We start from the raw sequence: 20,075 nt of genomic DNA on the forward strand, positions 1-20,075 counted from the left end.
GGCGTAGAACTAAGGGGCGTGCGGAGGCTCCCGGGCCTTTCCCAACAAATGGGGCCCTGTGGAGGCAGACCCTCTAGAGGAGGCGTCGAGTTGCCAGAAAGCGACGACAGGAGTGACAGGGTACTTCAAAGGCTGGCCCAGGAGATGGGTTTAGAGTATTCCCAGGTTACAGTGGTGGCTGGCCTGCTGGGTGAGGGCAACACGGTTCCCTTCATTGCCCGGTACCGGAAGGAAGCCAGCGGCGGGATGAACGACGAACAACTCCGCCTGTTTGAAGAGCGCCTGACCCTCTACGGGAACCTGGAGAAGCGGAGGGCGGATATCCTCAGGCTCCTTGAGGAACAAGGGGTGTTGACTCCCGAGCTGGAGGGCGCCGCGCAATCCGCCGCCAGCGTTACGGAGCTTGAGGACATCTACCGCCCATATAGGCCCAAGAAGAGGACCCGGGCCACGGTGGCCAGGGAGCAAGGCCTGGAGCCGCTGGCTCAGGCCATAGTCAAAGGGGAGGGGGACCTCCAGGGACTGTCTAGGGCCTTCATATCCGAGGAGAAGGGCATTCTCTCGGAGGATCAGGCACTGGCCGGTGCCAGGGACATCATCGCCGAGATGATTTCGGACGATGCCAGGGTGCGCCGGGCCCTCCGGCGGTTCATGTCCCGCCAGGGTTATATCGCCACCAGGGGCTTGCAGTCCTCGGAGAGCCCCTATGAGATGTACTATGACTTCCGGGAGCCTGTTCGTAGGATAGCGCCTCACCGGGTCCTCGCCGTGAACAGGGGGGAGAAAGAGGAGGTCCTCAGCGTCAGGGTGGAGGTGCGGGAGGACCAGGCGCTAGACCTCGCTAACCGGTTCTACCTCAAAGAAGGGATTCACCCGGCCGCCCGGGAGCAGTTGATGGAGGCGGTAAGGGATTCCTGGAAGAGGCTTCTTTTCCCGTCTCTGGAGCGCGAACTCAGGAACGAGCTAACGGAGAATGCAGAGGAACAGGCACTGAAGGTGTTCAAGGACAACCTGAGGAACCTGCTGATGTCCCCTCCTGTGAAGGGCCGGAGGGTACTCGGGGTTGACCCCGGGTACAGGACCGGCTGCAAGCTTGCCTGCGTGGACCAGCACTCCAAGCTCCTGGAGACCGCGATCATCTATCCCACACCGCCACGGAAGGAGAGAGAGCCTTCTGCCAAGGTAGTGGCGGACCTCGTCGAACGGCACCAGATTAACGCAGTGGCTATTGGCAACGGCACAGCAGGCCGGGAGACCGAGGAGTTCTTCGCGGAGGCAATTGGAGACACCGTGGAATACACGGTGGTGAACGAGGCGGGTGCCAGCGTCTATTCGGCTTCGCCCTTGGCAAAGGAGGAATTCCCGGACCTGGATGTGGCCCAGAGGAGTGCCGTATCCATCGCCCGCAGGCTCCAGGATCCCATGGCCGAACTGGTGAAGATTGACCCCAAGTCCATAGGTGTCGGGCAATACCAGCACGATGTGAACCAGGGACGCCTGGGACAGGTGCTGGACGGGGTGGTAGAGGCGTGTGTGAACGAGGTGGGGGTAGACCTGAACACCGCCTCGCCGGCGCTCCTGGAGAGGGTGGCCGGGATCAACAGGCCAGTGGCGTCAAACATCGTGGCATTCAGGAATGAGAGGGGTGGGTTCAGGAGCCGCCTGGAACTAAGGGAGGTTCCCAAACTGGGTCCCCGTACCTTCCAGCAGTGTGCCGGCTTCCTGCGCCTCCCCGATGCGGAATACTACTTTGACCGGAGCGCCGTTCACCCTGAGTCGTATGGGGTGGCCGAGAGGGTCATGGAGGCCCTGGGGGTCTCCGGAGAGGATCTGGGGCGGGCGCTGTCCCTTCAGGGCGTTGACATCCAGGGGCTCGCCAGCCGCCTGGGTGTGGGCGAACCCACCCTTAGGGACATACTGGCGGAGATGGGGAAGCCGGGCCGGGATCCCAGGGATGACCTTCCAAAGCCAGTGTTCAAGAAGGGAATCGTGAAGCTGGAGGATCTCAAAGAGGGCATGGAACTCCAGGGCATCGTGAGAAACGTGGTGGACTTCGGCGCCTTTATAGATATTGGGGTACACCAGGACGGGTTGGTGCACATATCCCAGATGCGGGATGCCTTCGTGAGGCACCCGTCGGATGTGGTCAAGGTGGGAGATGTTGTTGATGTAAGGGTACTGGGGGTGGATGTGGAAAGGAAGCGGATCAGCCTGTCCATGAAGATGCCAAGGGCATAGGTTAGGATGTCCCATGGTGTTTATGGGGTTGCAGACCATCGTGGCGGTTGTAGCTGGCGCTACCTGTCAGATTGCGTCACTCCTCCCAGTGCTGCTGGAAGAGACAGAACTTCAGCACCACCTTGCCACTCTTGGCGTACTAATTCCGAGTTATCTAGGAGAGAGCCAATCAGCATCGGGTTTGGCAATAAGCGTGGCATTGTTGTACGCTATCTTCAGGCTAAGGCAAGTATGGCCAGTGCAAAAATGGCTAGCCTTCGAAATCACCAGTGCCACGTCTGCTCTTTCCGATCGGTATCCCAGTGGTATGAGCAGCTGAATTCTGCCTTCGTGGTATTGAGGAATCGCTAACCTGTAGTTGGCCGGCACCTTCTTCTTGGCGATGTTGACTGAGCCTTCGAATGCAACCGGGTTCTTGAGCTCTGCTGGCAATCTGGAAAGGTTCCTGTCATCGGATAGTATGTGGTCTTTGTTGATCCCAATCTCTAGGCGATAGTCGAACACCAGCTCCGAAACACTGCTAAAGTATGACGCACGTTCAGGCAGTTGGGCGAATTGTCTGAGGCGGGGGTCACTTTCCTTTACGAAACCTTGGAAGAACCACGGTTGTGTACCTTCCCTGGTACTCTTGCAGAAGAGCCCGAAGACTCGCTCGAAGTGCTGTGTAAAAAGGCCAGTGTTAAAGCAGGCGTTGGTATCCACCACGGATATTTTGGTCTCTGGACCTAGTTCACCTTCTTCATACTTGCACTCATCAGCCAATCGGTTAAACGTATAAAGAACGTAATCCCGCAATATCGGAAGACCCTCTTCATCAGAGCATCTCCAGGGCTCACGTGACGCAATCTCGGATAGCTCCTCTAACTTGCGGTCGAATTCATGACAGAACGCGAACTTGAAGAGAAGCACTGTCGATTCCTCCCTTTGAATGGCCCTATTCGTCGAAGCAGTTATTCTTTGCCCCTTGTCAACGAGTCCAAAGCAGACGAATTCACCTGGTCTAGGTTTGAATAAGCGGCCTGCGGATTAGAGGGATTGGCTCGGGATGGACGAAGAACTACAAAATCGCGTGGGCATCTTCAAACCAGATTCCAATTCTCATTGGGGGGGTCACCTGTGTACAAGATACTCCTGGCCGCGGACGGTTCCGAGAGCGCCTCCAAGGCAGCCCGGAAGACCCTGGAGATGGCCGTTCCGTTGAAGGCCGGTGTCACGGTGCTGTCAGTCGTGCAGGTGATACCGGTGTACAGGGCTGCGGGCTACCACGGGGCGCTCTTTGACGGCGAGCAACTGGCCATGCTGGAGAAGGACATGGAGGAGGCCGCCAGCGAGACCCTGGAGAAGACCCGGGGGTTTTTCCAGGAAAACGGCCTGGAAGTGAAGACGGTCCTGGCCAAAGGCCAGCCTGCGGATGTGATATGCCGTGTTGCCGAGGAGGGGAAGTTCGACCTCATAGTCATAGGCAGCAGGGGTCTTGGCACCATAAAGGGACTTGTACTGGGCAGTGTAAGCAACAAGGTCATTCATAACGCCAAGACCTCCGTACTCATAGTCAAGTAGGTTAGGGCACCCTGCATATCCACACCTGCCCCCAGGGCGGGCTGCTCAGGATGCGTTCTTCACCTGCACTGCTTGCTGGTGATATAATACCAGGAGACAAGCTAGAACCGCCAAGGCTGAGGCCGGCCCCACCATTCTCCGGGGGAGAGGCCCTTGAAAGGGGACAGGTATGTGAAGGAGCGCTACGATTTCCGGGACGTAGAATCCAAGTGGCAGCAGGCATGGGCAGAAATGGGCCTGTACAATATAGACAGGGACCCCGGCAAACCCAAGTACTACTGCCTGGAAATGTTCCCTTACCCTTCTGGAGACCTCCACATGGGCCACGTCAGGAACTATACCATCGGGGATGTGGTGGCACGCTTCAACAGGATGCAGGGCCGGCAGGTATTGCACCCCATGGGGTGGGACGCCTTTGGCCTCCCGGCGGAGAATGCCGCCATGAAGCACAACATCCACCCCGCCCAGTGGACCTACTCCAACATCGCCCGGATGCGCGACCAGCTGAAGCAGATGGGCATGAGCTATGACTGGCGCCGCGAGGTGGCCAGCTGCAAACCCGACTACTACCGCTGGTCCCAGTGGCTCTTCCTCCTCATGTACGAGAAGGGGCTGGCCTACCGGAAGAAGGCCGCAGTCAACTGGTGCCCCCAGTGCGCCACAGTGCTGGCCAACGAGCAGGTGGAGGACGGGGGTTGCTGGCGCTGTGGGACCCTGGTAGTGAAGAAGGAGTTGGAGCAGTGGTTTCTCCGGATCACCTCCTACGCCGATCGCCTCCTGGATGACCTCCAGTTGCTGGAGGGCTGGCCAGAGAGGGTCAAGGTTATGCAGGAGAACTGGATCGGGCGGAGCGAGGGGGTTGAGGTGGGGTTCCCGGTCAAGGGCATGGATGACTCCATCAGGATCTTCACAACACGCCACGACACGCTCTACGGCGTAACCTATATGGTACTGGCGCCTGAGCACCCGTTGGTTCCCAAGCTGGTAAGGGGCACCCCCCACGAGGAAAAGGTGACCCGGTTCGTTGAAGGCATGAGGTGCCTGAGCGAAGTAGAGAGGACCTCCCTGGAGGCAGAGAAGGAAGGGCACTTCCTGGGGGCCTGCGCCATCAACCCATTGAACGGCGAGGAGGTTCCCATTTGGGTGGCCAACTATGTTCTGATGGAGTACGGTACAGGCGCTGTGATGGGGGTGCCCGCCCATGACCAGAGGGACTTCGAGTTTGTGAAGAAGTACGGGCTTGGCCTGCGGGTTGTCATCCAGCCCCCTGGGACACACCTGGTGGAGGAGGACATGACGGAGGCCTACACAGAGCCGGGCCTCATGGACAAGTCCGGTCCCTTCACAGGCATGTCCTCCACCGGTGCCCTGGACAAGATCGCGGACTTCATAGAGGAGAAGGGCCTGGGCAAGAGGGTTATCAACTACCGCCTCCGGGACTGGCTGATCTCCCGCCAGCGGTACTGGGGTACGCCCATCCCCATAATCTACTGCCCGGGCTGCGGGGAAGTGCCTGTGCCCGCTGAGGACCTGCCCGTGAAGCTCCCCGAAGACGTTGAGTTCAAGCCGGGTGGCCCCTCCCCGCTGGCTGGGAACGCCGGGTACGTTCAAGTGAAGTGCCCAGGTTGTGGCACCATGGGCCAGAGAGAGACGGATACTATGGACACCTTCATCTGCTCATCCTGGTACTACTTGCGGTATGCCTCGCCGTGGACCGACAAGAGGGTGTTTGAGGAGGAAGACGTCATGTACTGGCTGCCTGTTGACCAGTACATAGGTGGTATCGAACACGCCGTTCTTCACCTGCTTTATTCCAGGTTCTTCATGAAGGTTCTGTATGACAGCGGCATGGTACCAGCTCCGGAGCCCTTCACTAACCTGCTTACCCAGGGCATGGTACTGAAGGACGGGGCGGTCATGTCCAAGTCCAAGGGGAACGTTGTTGCCCCGGATGACATCATGCGAAGATACGGGGCGGACACTGCCCGGCTCTTCATCCTGTTCGCTTCACCCCCGGAGAAGGACCTGGAGTGGAGCGACGCGGGAGTCGAGGGGGCCTACCGCTTCCTTAACAGGGTATGGAGGCTGGTCAACGCCTACGCCGGGACCATAAGGGGCTTAGGACCACAGCCGGAGGGAGTATTCGAGCACGGTCTTATCGAAGACGATATATCGCTCCGGCGGGTGGTACACAGGACAGTCAAGAAGGTGACCGAGGACGTCTCCCAGCGCTTCAACTTCAACACGGCCATCAGCGCCATAATGGAGATGGTGAACGCGCTGTATTCGTACAAGGAAAGGGTCGACCCACAGAGGCAGAACCTCTGGGTGATCGCTGAGGCCATTGAGAAACTCGCCCTGGTGCTGGCGGTATTCTCCCCTCACATCGCCGAGGAGATCTGGCGGGCCCTCGGCCGGGAGGGGAGCATACACCTGGAGGCTTGGCCGGCCTACGACCCGGAGGCGGTGAAGGCGGAGGATGTCACCATAGTGGTACAGGTGAACGGCCGGGTCAGGGAACGCCTCACCGTGCCCGTGGACATCCCGGAACAGGCCGTGCGGGAACTGGCCCTGGCGTCAGAGAGGGTAAAGTCCAACATCAGGGAGAAGAAGGTCCTCAAGGTGATCTGGGTCCCCCAGAAACTCTTGAACATAGTGGTCTCCTAGCCAAGACGAGAATCAAGGCTCCCGGCCATCCCGGGGGCCCTTTTTGTAATTCTGCACAGGAGGAGAATTCCACCAGCTTATAGAATCCTACCACCAGCGCACAAGTATAAACGCTAATCGAACATAGCCTAACATCGGAGGATACCGGCTTGCTGTCCGAAGACCGCCGGAACCGAATACTGGAGATGGTGAATGCCGGCGGTGCCGTCTCCGTCAAGGCCCTGTCTGAGACCCTGGGTGTCTCCGAGATGACCATCCGGAGAGACCTGGATCGCCTGGCGAGCCTGGGTTACCTCCGGAGGATCCACGGGGGTGCGTCTCCATCAGTTAGCACAGCCTACGAGCCACCCTTCGGTGTCCGGGAAGAGAGGAACCTCAGGGAGAAACGACTCATCGGGAAAGAAGCGGCCAGGCTTGTGCGAGACGGGGAAACCCTCATCATGGATGTGGGCACCACCACCCTGGAGGTGGCCAGGAACCTCAACGGGGCCCACAATCTTACTATCCTTACTAACTCCCTGCTCATCGCCATGGAGATGGCATCCCGGAGGGACTTCTCCGTATACCTCCTGGGCGGCCTCCTTCGAGGCCAGGAGATGTCCACCGTGGGCAGTGTGACTGAGGCGATCCTTCGTTCCTACTTCGCCGACAAGGTTATCATGGGTACCGGAGGGATTTCGGCCAAGAGCGGCCTGAGTAACTTCGACGTAGCTGAGGCCCATGTCAGGAGAGTGATGCTGGAGTCGGCCCGGGAGGCCATAGTCGTGGCCGATGGTTCCAAGTTCAGTAGAAGGGCCTTCGTGTCCGTGGCTCCCCTAGAGAAGATTAACTGTGTGGTGACGGATTGCAGCGCTCCCGCGGAAGAAATAGAGGCCATGAGGGAAAAAGGGATTCGAGTGATCCTTTGCGGCAGGGCTGATCCCCATGGGACTGGGGGAGCCGAGGCTGCACAAAGGGATGGAAGACCTAAGGGGGTGGAGTGAGTGATAGTTGGAGTTCCCAAGGAGATCAAGGATAACGAGAACCGTGTTGGACTGACGCCGTCGGCCGCGCACACCCTGGTAGCGGCGGGCCACCGGGTTCTCGTCCAGCAGGGGGGCGGCGATGGAAGCGGCTTTTCGGATCCGGAATACGCTGGGGCGGGTGCCGAGGTGGTTTCCACCGCGCACGAGGTGTACGAAGGGGCCGAGATGATCGTCAAGGTGAAGGAGCCCCTAAAGCCCGAGTATGCCCTCCTGAGGGAGGGCCAGATCCTCTACACCTACCTTCACCTGGCGGCTGAACCTGTGCTCACACAGGTTCTCGCCGAGAGGAAGGTAGTGTCCATCGCCTACGAGACTGTCCAGCTCTCTAACGGGAGCCTGCCCCTCTTGACCCCCATGAGTGAGGTGGCGGGGCGGATGGCGGTACAGGTGGGCGCATGGTTCTGCCAAAGACCCAATGGGGGCCTGGGGGTGCTCCTGGGAGGGGTGCCGGGCGTGTCCCCAGCCAAGGTGGTCATCCTTGGCGGTGGGACTGTGGGCACGAATGCCGCCAAGATGGCCCTGGGGCTCGGCGCCCAGGTGACAGTCCTGGACGTGAGCGTAGAGCGCCTCAGGTACCTCGATGACATCTTCGGCGGGCGCTTGCACACCGCCATGTCGAACCTCTACAACATCTCCGAGAAGTCCGCTGAGGCGGACCTGCTCATCGGCGCAGTGCTCATACCGGGCGCCAGGGCACCCAAGCTGGTGACCGAGGCCATGGTGAAGAACATGAAACCCCGGTCAGTAATCGTGGATGTCGCGGTAGACCAGGGAGGGTCCGTGGAGACCATCAAGGGACCGACAACCCATAGCGACCCTGTCTTCGAGAAGCACGGGGTAATTCACTACGCTGTGGCCAACATGCCGGGCGCGGTTCCCAGGACCTCAACCATAGCCTTGACCAACGTTACTGTCAAGTATGCCCTGGACATAGCCAGCAAGGGATGGAAGCGGGCGGTTACCGAGGATCCCTGCCTGGCCAAGGGTGTGAACGTGGCCGGAGGCCAGGTGGTGTGCAAGCCCGTGGCGGAGGCCTGCGGGATGGCCAGCTGCACCTTGGGTGAGGTGTTGTGAGTGAAGAGGGATCTCGGGGACATGTGGAGAACCCTGGGGCCAGCAAGTGGTGAAGGGAGGCGGGAGGGTGACGGTCAAGGAATGCATGTCCAGGAACCCGGTCACGGCTGAGGCTAGCATGCCGGTGCTCCAGGCCATCGGCCTCATGAAGGAGAAGGGCATCAGGCGCCTGCCGGTGATGGACAAGGGTAAGATGGTGGGCATAGTCGCCATGAGCGACCTGCTAAAGGTGTCCCCTTCACCCGCTACGTCCTTGAGCATCCATGAGATCCACTACCTCTTGGGTAAGATGACCCTCAGGGATGCCATGTCCAGGGACGTGGTGAGCGTTAGGGAGGACTCCCCCATCGAGGAGGCGGCCGTCCTCATGAAGGACAAGAAGATCGGCGGCCTTCCCGTGTTGAACGCCTCTGGCGACCTCGTGGGAATAGTCACCGAGACGGACCTGTTCAAGGTACTGGTGGCAATGATGGGCTCCAAGTAGAAGAAACACCGGGTGAAGTGCGCTCACGAGGCACCGGGGGAACCGGTGCCTTTAGCATTGGCCGCACGGGAGGGGAGGGCTTCCTTGCGCCCATCGCCAAGGGATCCTCCAAGGGGGGAGCCGCAGGAAACGGGGGGCTCTCGTAGAAGGCATACCGGGAAGGGGAGAGGGCCCCAATGGGGGGCTGTGATAGTGTACTTGAAACCTGAGGAAAGGTGGGCCCTGCTCGCCCTAGCCTGTGTGGCTATCCTGGCCTGTGCCCTACTGTTCCTGAGGGGCTGCGGCAAGGCCCCTCAGGTGGAAGTAGTCTCAAGCGAGGAAGACCTGGAGGCTATTCCCGAACCCCAGCCGGAAGAAGAGACCCTGGTTGTTCACGTGGCAGGTGCGGTTCATGAGCCCGGCGTATACGTGATGCCTGGCGGGAGCAGGGCCTGGGACGCGCTCGAGGCCGCAGGCGGGCCAACCCCCGAAGGGGCAGCTCACGCGTTGAACCTGGCCGAACCCCTGGAGGACGGGCAAAGACTATACGTGCCCACCCGGGAGGAGTTGGAGAGAGGGGAGATTGCGCCCCTTGGCCAGCCATCCCTGGTGAACCTGAACCGGGCTGGCCGTCAGGCCCTTGAGACCCTTCCCGGAATCGGGCCAGCGCTGGCCCAGCGCATCATAGATGACCGCAAGGCTAACGGGCCCTTTAAGTCCGTTGATGACTTGGCCAGGGTAAGTGGCATCGGTCCCAAGACCGTGGAACGCCTGCGGCACCTGGTCACAGTGAGGTGAAATCCCGTGCGCCATTCCCTCATGGAGAGCGGTACCTTCAGGGAGGCCGAGAAGGCGTGCCTCCGGGCGGTCATGAAGGACTGGATGAGAGAGGGGGTCTCCGGGGACCGCCTGTGGATCATCTCCTCATCCCATGGACTGCGCCATGAGGCCGGCGAGGTGGCGTCAACAGTGTTTCCCACCGGCGGTGCGGGGTTGAACGTCACCGCCGATGGCTTTTGCCTAGGCATTGTCAGGAGGGAGCCAGAGAGGGCCGGGGTGAAGCCAGGGTTCCGTCCCACCCGGGGGCCGTCCCAGTGGGTGGTGCTCAGGGATATCCTGGAAGACACCAGCCTGAGGAGTGACTACGATGGTGTCCGGGGAGGCAAGGGGTTCACCCGGGAGGTCCTGGCCTTCTTTAACTCCCTCAAGGCTAACGGCAAGAGCCCGAGGACCCTTTCCAGGGCTGTCCAGAAGTCAGGGGTGCACAGTGATCGCCTAGAGGACCTGGATCGCCTCTACGGTGCCTTCCACGAGCAGTGCGCCTCCCAGGGCATAGTGTCCTTCCACGAGATGCCCGGGATGGCCTGGCGGGTGCTCCGGGGTAATACCGCCGGGAGAACTCAGGGCCTCGTGCTACTGGGCGCTGACGGGTTTTCCCCGGCCTTCTTCGATTTGTGCCTCACCCTTATCCCGGAGTGCCCTAGGGTGGCCGTGATGATGGACCCTGCCAGGGGGTTCCTTCGGAAGGGCCGGTGGGGCCGGGACAGGCATAAGGAGATGGCATCACTTCTGGCCTGCACCCCTTTACGAGGCTCTGCGCCTCTACCGCTCAAGGTCATGGAGGCAGGGAACCCTCAGGAGGAGGCCTGTCTGGTGGCATCCCGGATCCTCGATTTGATGGCGGGGGACCCTGAGGCCAATCTCGGTCATGTGCTGGTAGTGAATGGCAACCCCCAGGCCATAGAGGCCCTGGCGCAGGCCTTCGGGGTCCATGGCATTGACTACATTGCCCCGGGCTTTGCTCCCTTTCACGGGGATATCATGGTCCGGCTGGTTTGGGAGTACCTCAGGTACCTCGAGGGGCGGGAGGAATCCCCCCTGGGGTTCCTGGCTTCTCCCCTCGTGGGACTTGATGCGGCTGAGATAGGGCGGCTGTTCCACAGGGCCAGGCGAAAGGGAGAGGATCCCGGGAATGCCCTCCGGTGTGGGGCCCGCGGGTGCGGGCCCCTCCTGGACATGGCTCTTGACCACAGGCACAAGTGGGGGCATGGGGTGGCCCTGCCTGTGCTCCTTACCGAATTCCTTGAGGCTTCCGGTGCGGTGAGGAGGGCCATGGACCCCCATGGCCCCCTTACGCCCGCCCAGCGCGACACGGCTCTCAGGAGCCTTGGGGTGTTCCTGGGGATGGTAAGGGAGATCGGGGGGCTGGGAACCCGGGCCAGGGATCCGGGGCGGCTCATGCAGGACCTGGAAGACTGCCTAACCTTCCTGCCCCTGGGTCACAGGGGTGTCGAAAACGCTGTCAGGGTCAGCGACCCCCGGGACGTGGACATTACCCGCTACGTATTCTTCATGGGCGTATCGTCTCCCATGGTTCCACTCCCGGTTCCCACTGCTCCGCTCTTGCCAGACCAGCAGCGCTGGGCCCTGCTGGGGGCCCTGGCTCCAATAGAGCCGGAACCGGGGTTTGAGCCCGGAGTCCACCTGGCCCGGGAGAAGGCAGCATTCCTGCGAGTCCTGGGGTCCGCCCAGGGAGGGGCCTTCCTGTCACTGTCCCAATCCTACCCGGGCGTGGAGGATGCCAGGCCGTCCCCCTTCCTCATAGACCTGGCTGTGGAGTGGGAGAGGCCTCAGGTACCGCCTGAGGCCCAGCTGTGCCTGCCAGCCTTCAGGGCTGGCCTGAAGGGTACCGGGGCACCTCGCCGTGAGCGAGACCCCGCCTTGGTACCCCCGGGTTTCGGGCTCAGCGCTTCGTCCCTCAGGACCTACCTCACATGCCCGAGGCGTTTCTTCTTCCAGTACCTGCTCAGGCTTGAGGTGTCCCCAGGGCCTGCAACCACCCTGGGCACCCTGGTCCACGCTGTGCTTCGTGAGTTTCACGAGGAGCACGGCAGTGTAGTGGGCAAGAGCCCCGAGGCCCTCTGGCCGGGCCTTCAGAAGCGGGTGCAGGATAAATGGGACAGGGAGTTCCCTCCGAAGACTAGGGGGGCCTCCGAGGGCCGCCTGCGGGATCTTGCCGGAGAGATGCTTCACCCTTACCTCATGGCCGAGGTGAAGGAGGAGCCAAGGACACTCCTGGGGACAGAGACTGGCTTCAGCCTCCCGTATGGACCGGTGGTCTTGCGAGGCATCATCGACAGGGTGGACCGGCTGCCCGGCGGGGACGTGGAGGTCATCGACTACAAGACCGGGTCCCAGAAGGAGGCCGAGGCCACCCTTCTAAAGGCCTTCGTGCCGAGCGGGGAGGAGAACTGGCGACCCAAGGACCTGCAGCTGTACCTTTACTACCTTGCCATGGCTGGCCGGATGGAGAATCCAAGAACCCTTTCGGTGTACCAGCTGGGCTGCAGGTCGAAACGAACGGGCCTTCCCTTCAAGCGCCGCCTTCATGTGGGTGAGGGCCGGGACCTGGATGACCAGGCCCTGTCACTGGCCAGCAAGGCCCTGGATGATGTCATAGAAGAGATACTCAGTGGCTCCTACCTCAAGAGGCAGGACCGGTGGGCCTGTTCCCAGTGTGACTTCGCCTTTGCCTGTGACTGTGAGGAGGGGGGTGACGGGGATGACGGAGCCGAATGAGGCGCAAAGGGAGGCGATCCACTCCCCTCTGGACAGGCCTCTTAAGGTCGTGGCTGGCGCGGGCACAGGAAAGACCACGGTACTCGCCTTGAGGTATCTTGAATGCCTGCGCCAGGCGGGCATCCGTCCCAGCCAGGTGCTGGCCCTCACCTTTTCCAACAAGGCTGCCGCCGAGATGAGGCACCGTATCGTTAAGCAGGCCTGCCATGAGGGTCTCGCAAGCGAGGAGGACTTCCTGGAGGCCTTCATCGGGACCTTCCATTCCTTCGCGGGGCGACTCCTCAAGAAACACTCCATAGCGGCGGGCCTTGACCCGGGCATGGAGGTGACCGAGGAGCCCGGAGCCAGGCTAACCTGGCTTCGAGTGGTAGAGGACTACCTTGGCCCGGGCACCCAGGGCCGTCCCCCGGGGTTGCCCTACGAGAGGCTGGGGTTCTTCCGCAAGGAGTTGTTCGGGTTCGTGCAGAGGCTCAAGGATTCGGCAATAGACCCCAGGGCCTTCTTGGGCGCAGCCAGGGCAGGGCTTGACCACCTGCCTGAGCACATTCGCCCGCACACGGCACTTACGGGTTTGAGGAGGGAAGGGCTTCTTGAGCGCGCCGCCAGGGAGGCAACCTACGAGGAGGCCATGGCGGAGGCCATCTTCCAGATCTACCAGGCGTACCAGGAGGCACTGAGGAAGAGGGGCCTTATGGACTTCGGAGACCTGCTTCTGTACGCTAAGAACCTGTTAGAGAACAATGGAGACCTGCGCTCCCGGCTTCAACAGGCCTATCGCCACATCCTGGTGGACGAGTTCCAGGACACCAACGAGGCCCAGTTCCGGCTCTTGGAGCTCCTGGCGGCGCCCGGCATGGCCAACGTCTCTGTGGTAGGCGACGAGAAGCAGGCGATCTACGGCTGGCGGAACGCCAGGGTCGAGAACGTGGAGGACTTCGCCGCGAGGGACTGGGGCGGCCGGGAGGTAACCCTTGATATCAACTATCGCTCCTACCGGCAGATCCTGGAGGTGGCTCATACCAGCATAACACGGGAGGGCAGGTTCTGCCAGAGTGTTCCCCCCAAGCTCCAGGCATGCAAGGGAGAGTCACCTGGACCTTGCGTGGTGCTGGCTCATGCCCCCGGCGCATTGCCGGAGGCCGCCTTCGTGGCCAGGACCATCCAGTCGGAACACGATGGTGGCTCCCAGTATAAGGACATGGCCATTCTCATGCGCAGCATGAAACGCTCGGCGCCCTATGAGGATGCCCTCAGGCGCCTGGGGATTCCCTACCGGGCCGTGGGCGGGAGCGGGTTCTATGACCGGCAGGAGATCAGGGATATCCTGGCGTTCATCAGGGTCGCCCATAACCCCTACGACAACCTGGCGCTGGTCAGGGTGATGCAGCGGCCGCCCTTCAGCATAGGGGATGGGATCATGCAGGCGATAGCCTCAAGCGAGGCATCCAGGGTGCCTGATGACCGGCACGGGCTTTACCTCTATGATGCGCTTAAGGAGTCAGGCCTGCCGGAGGCCGCTAGGGTGTTGGCCTTCCTAGACTGGCTCATGGCATACCGTTCAAGGATGCCACTGCGGGAGTTCCTGCTCAGGGCTGTGGAGGAGAGCGGTTACGCCAGGCACCTTTACTCCATGGCACTGGATGACTCAAGGAGGGCCCTGGGAAACCTCACCAAGCTCTTCAACATGGCGTCCTCGTTCGAAAGGGCTGGGAGCATGCGAGGACTGGGAGAATTCGTCCATTACGTGATGTTCTCCCTGGATGACTCCGTGGCTGAGCCTGAGGCGCCCCCTCCAGGGCTGGATGTGGTCACCTTAATGACGGTTCACCAGGCAAAGGGGCTGGAGTTCCCCCTGGTGTTTGTCGTTGATGCTGCTAAGGACCATTTCCCTCTGAAGCCCCACTACGGTCCCCTCCACTTCCAGCCGGGGATCGGGCTGCTCGTGAGGAAGGATATCCAGGGAGAGGAGACACTTAAGTTCAATCCCAAGGGCATTCCAGGTTGGTGGTCCCGCCGGGAAGTATGTGAGAGAGACTTCTGGGATGAGGAGAGAAGGGTGTGGTATGTGGCGCTTACCAGGGCTAAGGATCGACTCTGGATAACATCTTCAGGAGAGGCGGGCCGGTTCTTCGAGGAACTCCGGGGGAGCCTGTCCACCGGTGAGATGGTGGGGATAGAGGGGATAGAGGGAATAGAGGTGGAAGCTACTCCCATGGTGGAAGGAGCCAAGGCCGGTGTAGAGTCCCCTCCACAGGCCAGGGAGGTCCTGGCGGGTGTTGCCACGACCCTGCCCGAGTCCCCCCCCGTGTCACAACGGCTGGTCAAGACTAGGCTCTCTCTAAGCTTCAGTGCCCTCAGGACCTACCTAACCTGCCCCAGGCGTTACAGGGCCCTTTACCAGTGGGGCCTTGAGCCCCTGCCCCGGCCGGGCGAAGGCGGCGTTGATGCCTCCCTTCTGGGCCGGCTGGTACACCGGGCGATAGTGTGGTATCACCTGGGGGGCAAGCCTCGGGATACCTCCACGCTCTTGGAAGAGGCCGCCCATTGCGAAGGCCTGTACCCTGGTGAGGAGTACCAGCGGCTTTACCGGGAGCGTGCCCTAGCACTATTCCAGGGTTACCTAGGGACGGAACTCGCCCAGGACACGCCAGACCCCCAGGACCTGGAGAGGGAACTCCGGTGGCGGCTGGAGGCCGGCGGGACCGTAGTGGAGTTCGCTGGCGTGGTGGACCGGATCCGGCGGGGAACAGGGGCCGCCCCGGAGATCATCGATTACAAGACAGGCAGCGTGAGACAGGAGATGGATATATACGGGCACCAGGTGAGGCTCTACAGGATGGCCGCGGCCAGCGTCGATCCCACGCTTGAGGGGGCTCGGATGTTCCTCCTGGAACTCCCTGGGGGCAGCCTGTGGGAGGTCCCTGAGGGGGATACGGATACCCTGGCCATCCTGGGTGACGTGGCCCGGCGCATCCGGGAAAACGATGACGAAGAGGTGATCCCTGGAGACCGGGAGGCCTGCCACTACTGTGAGATATCTGGATGGTGCTTGCCCCAAGAGTGAGCTGCTCGTGGTCCCGAGAACCCACGGCCCCGCCAGCAGTCTTGGCGGGGCGCTTGATGCCTTGGCGATACGGACCCCGGGGCATCTACTCCTGCTGCCTGAGTACCTCTTTGATGTCCTGGAGGAGTTCCCGGGTGGCCTCGGTGTTATCCTTGACGGCCTTCAGCATGATCAAGGCGTAGATGGCCATGAAGAGAGGCACCAGGGACAGGAGCACGAAGACAATGCCCGCGAACGACCTACCCAGTAAGTACATGGGTGACACACCCCTCCCTCCTTTCCCTGTTGTTGATTATACCAGTTTCTGACCCATGAGGTAGCGATGAGGTTCCCTAGAAAAACTTGTCCGCGGCCATTGACATCTGCCAGGAATGTCTATTAATATATGAATTGCTACTAGCACTCGCCTTGGGTGAGTGCTAATCACGGAAAGGAGGGTATGAGGTGATCAAACCGCTTGCCGACCGGGTAGTCGTGAAGCCCAGCGCCGCCGAGGAGAAGACCAAGGGCGGCATAGTCCTGCCGGACACAGCCAAGGATAAGCCCCAGGAGGGGACTGCGGTAGCCGTAGGTCCCGGCAAGCTCCTGGAGAACGGGACGCGGGTAGCCCCTGAGGTAAAAGTGGGGGACACTGTAGTGTACTCCAAGTACAGCGGTACGGAGATCAAGATCGATGGTGAAGAGCACCTGATCCTCCGGGAAAGCGATATTCTCGCCATCAAGTAAGGATCATCTAGGAAAAGGAGGTAGATGCGCCTTGCCGGCAAAGCAGCTGGCCTTTGACGTTGAAGCAAGGAAGGCCCTGGAGCGCGGCGTTGACGCTGTGACCCGTGCTGTCAGGGTAACCCTTGGACCCAAGGGACGCAATGTGGTGCTGGATAGGAAGTTTGGCTCCCCGCAGATCACCAAAGACGGCGTTACTGTAGCCAAGGAGATCGAGCTGGAAGACCCCTACGAGAACATGGGGGCTCAACTGTGCAAAGAAGTGGCCTCCAAGACCAACGATGTCGCTGGTGACGGCACGACCACGGCGACGGTCCTGGCCCAGGCCATTGTGAAAGAGGGACTCAAGAACGTGGCGGCCGGTGCCAACCCCATCTTCCTGAAGAGGGGCATTGACAAGGCTGTCGCCAAGGCCGTGGAGTCCATCAAGAGCCTCAGCGTCAGCGTCGAGGGCAAGGAAGACATCGCCCATGTAGCGGCCATCGCTGGGAATGACTCCGCCATCGGAACCCTCATAGCCGAAGCCATGGAGAAGGTGGGCAAGGACGGCGTCATTACCGTAGAGGAATCCAAGGGTACTGCCACCACCGTGGAAGTGGTGGAGGGCATGGAATTCGACCGTGGTTACATCTCCCCCTATTTTGTCACCAACCCTGAGGCCATGGAGGCGGTTCTTGAGAACCCCTACATCCTCATCTTTGAGAAGAAGATTTCCGCCGTCACAGACCTCCTGCCCATGCTGGAGAAGGTGGCCCGCTCCGGCAGGCCCCTCCTGGTCATTGCCGAGGACGTCGAGGGCGAAGCCCTGGCAACCCTTGTGGTCAACAGGCTCCGCGGGACCTTCAGCTGTGCTGCCGTGAAGGCGCCTGGTTTCGGTGACCGGCGCAAGGCCATGCTGGAGGACATCGCCATTCTCACCGGCGGGCAGTTCGTCTCGGAAGACATCGGGATCAAGCTGGAGAACGTCGAGATGAATATGCTCGGTGAGGCCAACAAGGTGAAGATAAACAAGGAGAAGACCACGATAGTCGAGGGCAAGGGTGACAGGAAGAAGATCGAGGGTCGTATCTCCCAGATACGCAAGCAGATAGAAGATACGGACTCGGACTATGACAGGGAGAAGCTCCAGGAGCGCCTGGCGAAGCTGGCTGGCGGCGTGGCTGTTGTCAAGGTGGGTGCCGCCACTGAGACGGAGCTCAAGGAGAAGAAGCACCGCGTGGAGGATGCGCTGGCAGCCACAAGGGCTGCTGTGGAAGAGGGCATTGTGGCCGGCGGAGGTGTCACCTACGTCAACATCATCCCCGAGATGGATAAGGTAGAGGCTGAAGGCGATGAGAAGGTGGGAGTGGCCATCGTTCGCAGGGCCCTGGAGGAGCCTCTCCGCCAGATTGCCCATAATGCGGGGCTCGAAGGCTCAGTCATAGTCGAGAAGGTCAAGAGCCTGAACAAGAAGGGCTGGGGCTTGGACGCCATGTCCGAGGAGATCGTTGACCTAGCCAAGGCCGGTATCGTTGACCCTGTCAAGGTGCAAAGGAGCGCCCTGGAGAACGCTGCAAGCGTGGCTGCAATGGTGCTGACAACTGAGGTGCTGGTGGTTGAGGTCCCTGAGAAGGAGAAGAAGCCTCCTTACCCGCCAGCCCCTGACATGGACTACTAAAAGGGGACGTCAGAAGAAGTAAATCCGGGCCCCCCGCTTGTGGGGGGCCCGTACTTTTCCCTGGGTGACGGCCTGGCTCACCACAGGCACACTTTGCGAAAAACCCGCATACGTTGGCCCAGGAGGTGAATCAAAGATGCAACGTATCCCACCGCCGCCACCCTGCCCTGAAGGTTTCCTGGTAACTGTAAGGCCGGGAGACACCCTATTCCTCATCGCCAGGCGCTTTGGCGTGTCCCTGAACGCGCTGATCGCGGCCAACCCTCAGATCGCTAACCCGAACCTGATATTCCCTGGGCAGCAGATCTGCGTGCCGGTCAGCCCGGCGCCGCCTGCGTGCCCTGGTGGGTTCCTCTACACGGTCCGCAGGGGGGACACCCTATTCACCATTGCCCAGCGGTTTGGGGTGAGCTTGCAGGCAATCATCAGAGCCAACCCACAGATAGCCAATCCCAACCTGATCTTCCCCGGGCAGGTAATCTGTGTTCCCAGCAAGCTGCTGGATCCGAGCGCGGGCCCAGATCCCATCGGTGGTCAATCCGGAGGCGGAGATGAAGAACCCCCTCCGGTAAACCCAGACGGAAGCGTCGGCTAGAAGATTGTGGAGTGCCGGGGCGCCAAGGGTTGGCCACCCCGGCACGGGCTTTCTGGGGTGGTTTGACGCAGGACATGACCGGTGCCCTCCCGAACTAGGTGTAACGGGGAGTAAGGGGGCACCGCCGGCTCCGGCTTAGCTGGCCCCCCTTACGCGAGGGGCCTTCCTTCCTCGCCTGGCATAACCCCAGTCTCCTGCGAAGGCTGGGCCGAGAGCCTGCTCCCTGGGCTTGGTGCAATTCCGGGTTTAGGCGGGACCCGGTCACACGGTGCACCTGGAGGATGGCCCTGCACCAGGCCGTCCGGAATGACGACGCATCCTGGGCATCCGGGGGGTTGTATATGAAGTACAAAGAGGCTCTCGACAGCGTCCAGGCAAGCCCAGGACCTGCGTACCTCCTCCACGGTGAAGAGCTCTTTCTCCACGAGGAGTTCATCGAGGCGGTGAAGAGGGCTTGGATCGCCAAAGGGGACGAAACCCTGAACTTCCACCGGTTCGAGGGGACTGATGAGGGCCTGCTGGCTGCCTCAGGGCTCGCGGGCACCATTCCCTTCCTCGGGCGGGTGCGAGTAATCGTGGTGGGAGACGGGCCCGTCTTCGCCTCCAAGGGGAAGGAAGGCGACAAGGTGTCACCCGGCACTGGCCTCAGTTCGATCCTGTCCTACCTGGAGAAACCCCCCGCCCATTCTATCCTGGTGTTTTCCGTGCCCCAGAAGGGTGCTCTCTCGGTTCTTGTCTGTCGCGGGCTCGCGAAGTCCTGCGCCACCGTGGACTGCGGACCCATGAAGGGCAAGATGCTGGAGAACTGGATCCAGGAGAGGTTCGAGGCCCGGGGCGCTACCCCCACCAGGTCTGCTGTGGCGTTCCTGGCTCATGCTGGGGTCTTGGACCTCTGGGCGCTGGACAACGAGATAGAGAAGGCATTCCTCTACGCCAATTCCCCCCGGGTGGAGGAGGATCACGTGAAGAGGGTTCTAAGCAACAAGACTGCCCAGGGCATCTTTAATCTTGCAGATGCCCTAGGTGCCCGGGATACGGGGGGGGCCCTGAGGGCTCTGGGGGACCTCCTGGAGGGAGGGGCTCAGCCCGCCTACATCCTATTCATGCTGGCCAGGCACGTAAGATACCTGGTAAGGACGAAGGATCTGGACAAGCCTGCTGGTGAACTGGCTTCACTCCTGGAGGTTCAAGCCTTCCTGGCTGAGAGATACCACAGGCAGGCTAAGAACTTCTCCTCCCGTGACTTGGAGGAGGCCATGGAGGGTCTTCTCAGGGTCGACCTCGCGCTCAAGACAGGAGAGGCTGGGGGGGGCGAGGCCCTGAAGAGGCTCATCATTGACCTGACCAGCTCTACATAGCACTTCCCTGGGCGGTCGCCTTCCAGGGCATGGGGGGAGGTAGCCACCCGCCGGTGGCGAAGAAGGCAAGAG

15 protein-coding genes are annotated in these 20,075 nt (G+C 61.0%); 13 read left to right on the forward strand and 2 right to left on the reverse strand.

Annotated features, from left to right (window positions below; all coding sequences use genetic code 11):
- Positions 1 to 144: 144 nt before the first annotated feature.
- On the forward strand, positions 145 to 2,238 hold the full coding sequence (locus tag AB1576_01470) for a Tex family protein (protein MEW6080466.1): 2,094 nt from the start codon (positions 145 to 147) through the stop codon (positions 2,236 to 2,238).
- Between the two features lie 150 nt (positions 2,239 to 2,388).
- Here the strand turns inward: AB1576_01470 and AB1576_01475 are convergent, their stop codons facing one another.
- Positions 2,389 to 3,147, reverse strand: coding sequence for a DUF3825 domain-containing protein (locus AB1576_01475; protein ID MEW6080467.1), 759 nt, complete (start codon positions 3,145 to 3,147; stop codon positions 2,389 to 2,391).
- Between the two features lie 207 nt (positions 3,148 to 3,354).
- Between AB1576_01475 and AB1576_01480 the strand changes: the two genes are divergently transcribed.
- From AB1576_01480 to AB1576_01515, 8 genes are all read left to right on the forward strand, one after another.
- The gene (locus AB1576_01480; protein ID MEW6080468.1) at positions 3,355 to 3,798 is read left to right on the forward strand and encodes a universal stress protein; all 444 of its coding nucleotides are present in this window, start codon (positions 3,355 to 3,357) and stop codon (positions 3,796 to 3,798) included.
- A 171-nt stretch (positions 3,799 to 3,969) separates the two neighbouring features.
- Positions 3,970 to 6,465 carry a leucine--tRNA ligase gene (gene leuS, locus AB1576_01485; protein MEW6080469.1) on the forward strand — a complete coding sequence of 832 codons (2,496 nt, stop codon included), beginning with the start codon at positions 3,970 to 3,972 and terminating at the stop codon, positions 6,463 to 6,465.
- A gap of 149 nt (positions 6,466 to 6,614) precedes the next feature.
- Positions 6,615 to 7,448 carry a DeoR/GlpR family DNA-binding transcription regulator gene (locus tag AB1576_01490; protein ID MEW6080470.1) on the forward strand — a complete coding sequence of 278 codons (834 nt, stop codon included), beginning with the start codon at positions 6,615 to 6,617 and terminating at the stop codon, positions 7,446 to 7,448.
- Positions 7,449 to 8,564, forward strand: coding sequence for an alanine dehydrogenase (gene ald / locus AB1576_01495; protein ID MEW6080471.1), 1,116 nt, complete (start codon positions 7,449 to 7,451; stop codon positions 8,562 to 8,564).
- 67 nt (positions 8,565 to 8,631) lie between these two features.
- Entirely contained in the window at positions 8,632 to 9,048 is a 417-nt protein-coding gene (locus tag AB1576_01500; GenBank protein MEW6080472.1) for a CBS domain-containing protein, read from the forward strand.
- A gap of 186 nt (positions 9,049 to 9,234) precedes the next feature.
- Positions 9,235 to 9,825: a ComEA family DNA-binding protein gene (locus tag AB1576_01505; GenBank protein MEW6080473.1), complete on the forward strand. Its 591-nt coding sequence runs from the start codon at positions 9,235 to 9,237 to the stop codon at positions 9,823 to 9,825.
- A gap of 6 nt (positions 9,826 to 9,831) precedes the next feature.
- On the forward strand, positions 9,832 to 12,606 hold the full coding sequence (locus tag AB1576_01510) for a PD-(D/E)XK nuclease family protein (protein MEW6080474.1): 2,775 nt from the start codon (positions 9,832 to 9,834) through the stop codon (positions 12,604 to 12,606).
- Positions 12,590 to 15,670 carry an ATP-dependent DNA helicase gene (locus AB1576_01515; GenBank protein MEW6080475.1) on the forward strand — a complete coding sequence of 1,027 codons (3,081 nt, stop codon included), beginning with the start codon at positions 12,590 to 12,592 and terminating at the stop codon, positions 15,668 to 15,670. Before AB1576_01510 ends, AB1576_01515 begins: the two co-directional genes overlap by 17 nt.
- A gap of 85 nt (positions 15,671 to 15,755) precedes the next feature.
- On the opposite strand, the gene AB1576_01520 is transcribed toward AB1576_01515, so the two are convergent.
- Positions 15,756 to 15,935 carry a hypothetical protein gene (locus AB1576_01520; protein ID MEW6080476.1) on the reverse strand — a complete coding sequence of 60 codons (180 nt, stop codon included), beginning with the start codon at positions 15,933 to 15,935 and terminating at the stop codon, positions 15,756 to 15,758.
- A 179-nt stretch (positions 15,936 to 16,114) separates the two neighbouring features.
- Here AB1576_01520 and groES point away from each other — a divergent pair, with 179 nt between their 5' ends.
- From groES to holA, 4 genes are all read left to right on the forward strand, one after another.
- The gene (gene groES, locus AB1576_01525) at positions 16,115 to 16,396 is read left to right on the forward strand and encodes a co-chaperone GroES (GenBank protein MEW6080477.1); all 282 of its coding nucleotides are present in this window, start codon (positions 16,115 to 16,117) and stop codon (positions 16,394 to 16,396) included.
- Between the two features lie 31 nt (positions 16,397 to 16,427).
- Positions 16,428 to 18,050, forward strand: a complete 1,623-nt coding sequence (groL, locus tag AB1576_01530) for a chaperonin GroEL (GenBank protein MEW6080478.1) — start codon at positions 16,428 to 16,430, stop codon at positions 18,048 to 18,050.
- A 136-nt stretch (positions 18,051 to 18,186) separates the two neighbouring features.
- Positions 18,187 to 18,645, forward strand: coding sequence for a SafA/ExsA family spore coat assembly protein (safA, locus tag AB1576_01535; GenBank protein ID MEW6080479.1), 459 nt, complete (start codon positions 18,187 to 18,189; stop codon positions 18,643 to 18,645).
- 341 nt (positions 18,646 to 18,986) lie between these two features.
- Positions 18,987 to 20,003, forward strand: coding sequence for a DNA polymerase III subunit delta (gene holA, locus AB1576_01540; protein MEW6080480.1), 1,017 nt, complete (start codon positions 18,987 to 18,989; stop codon positions 20,001 to 20,003).
- Positions 20,004 to 20,075 lie beyond the last annotated feature (72 nt).

The organism is Bacillota bacterium, from assembly GCA_040754315.1.
GTDB lineage: Bacteria > Bacillota > Sulfobacillia > DUSP01 > JBFMCS01 > JBFMCS01.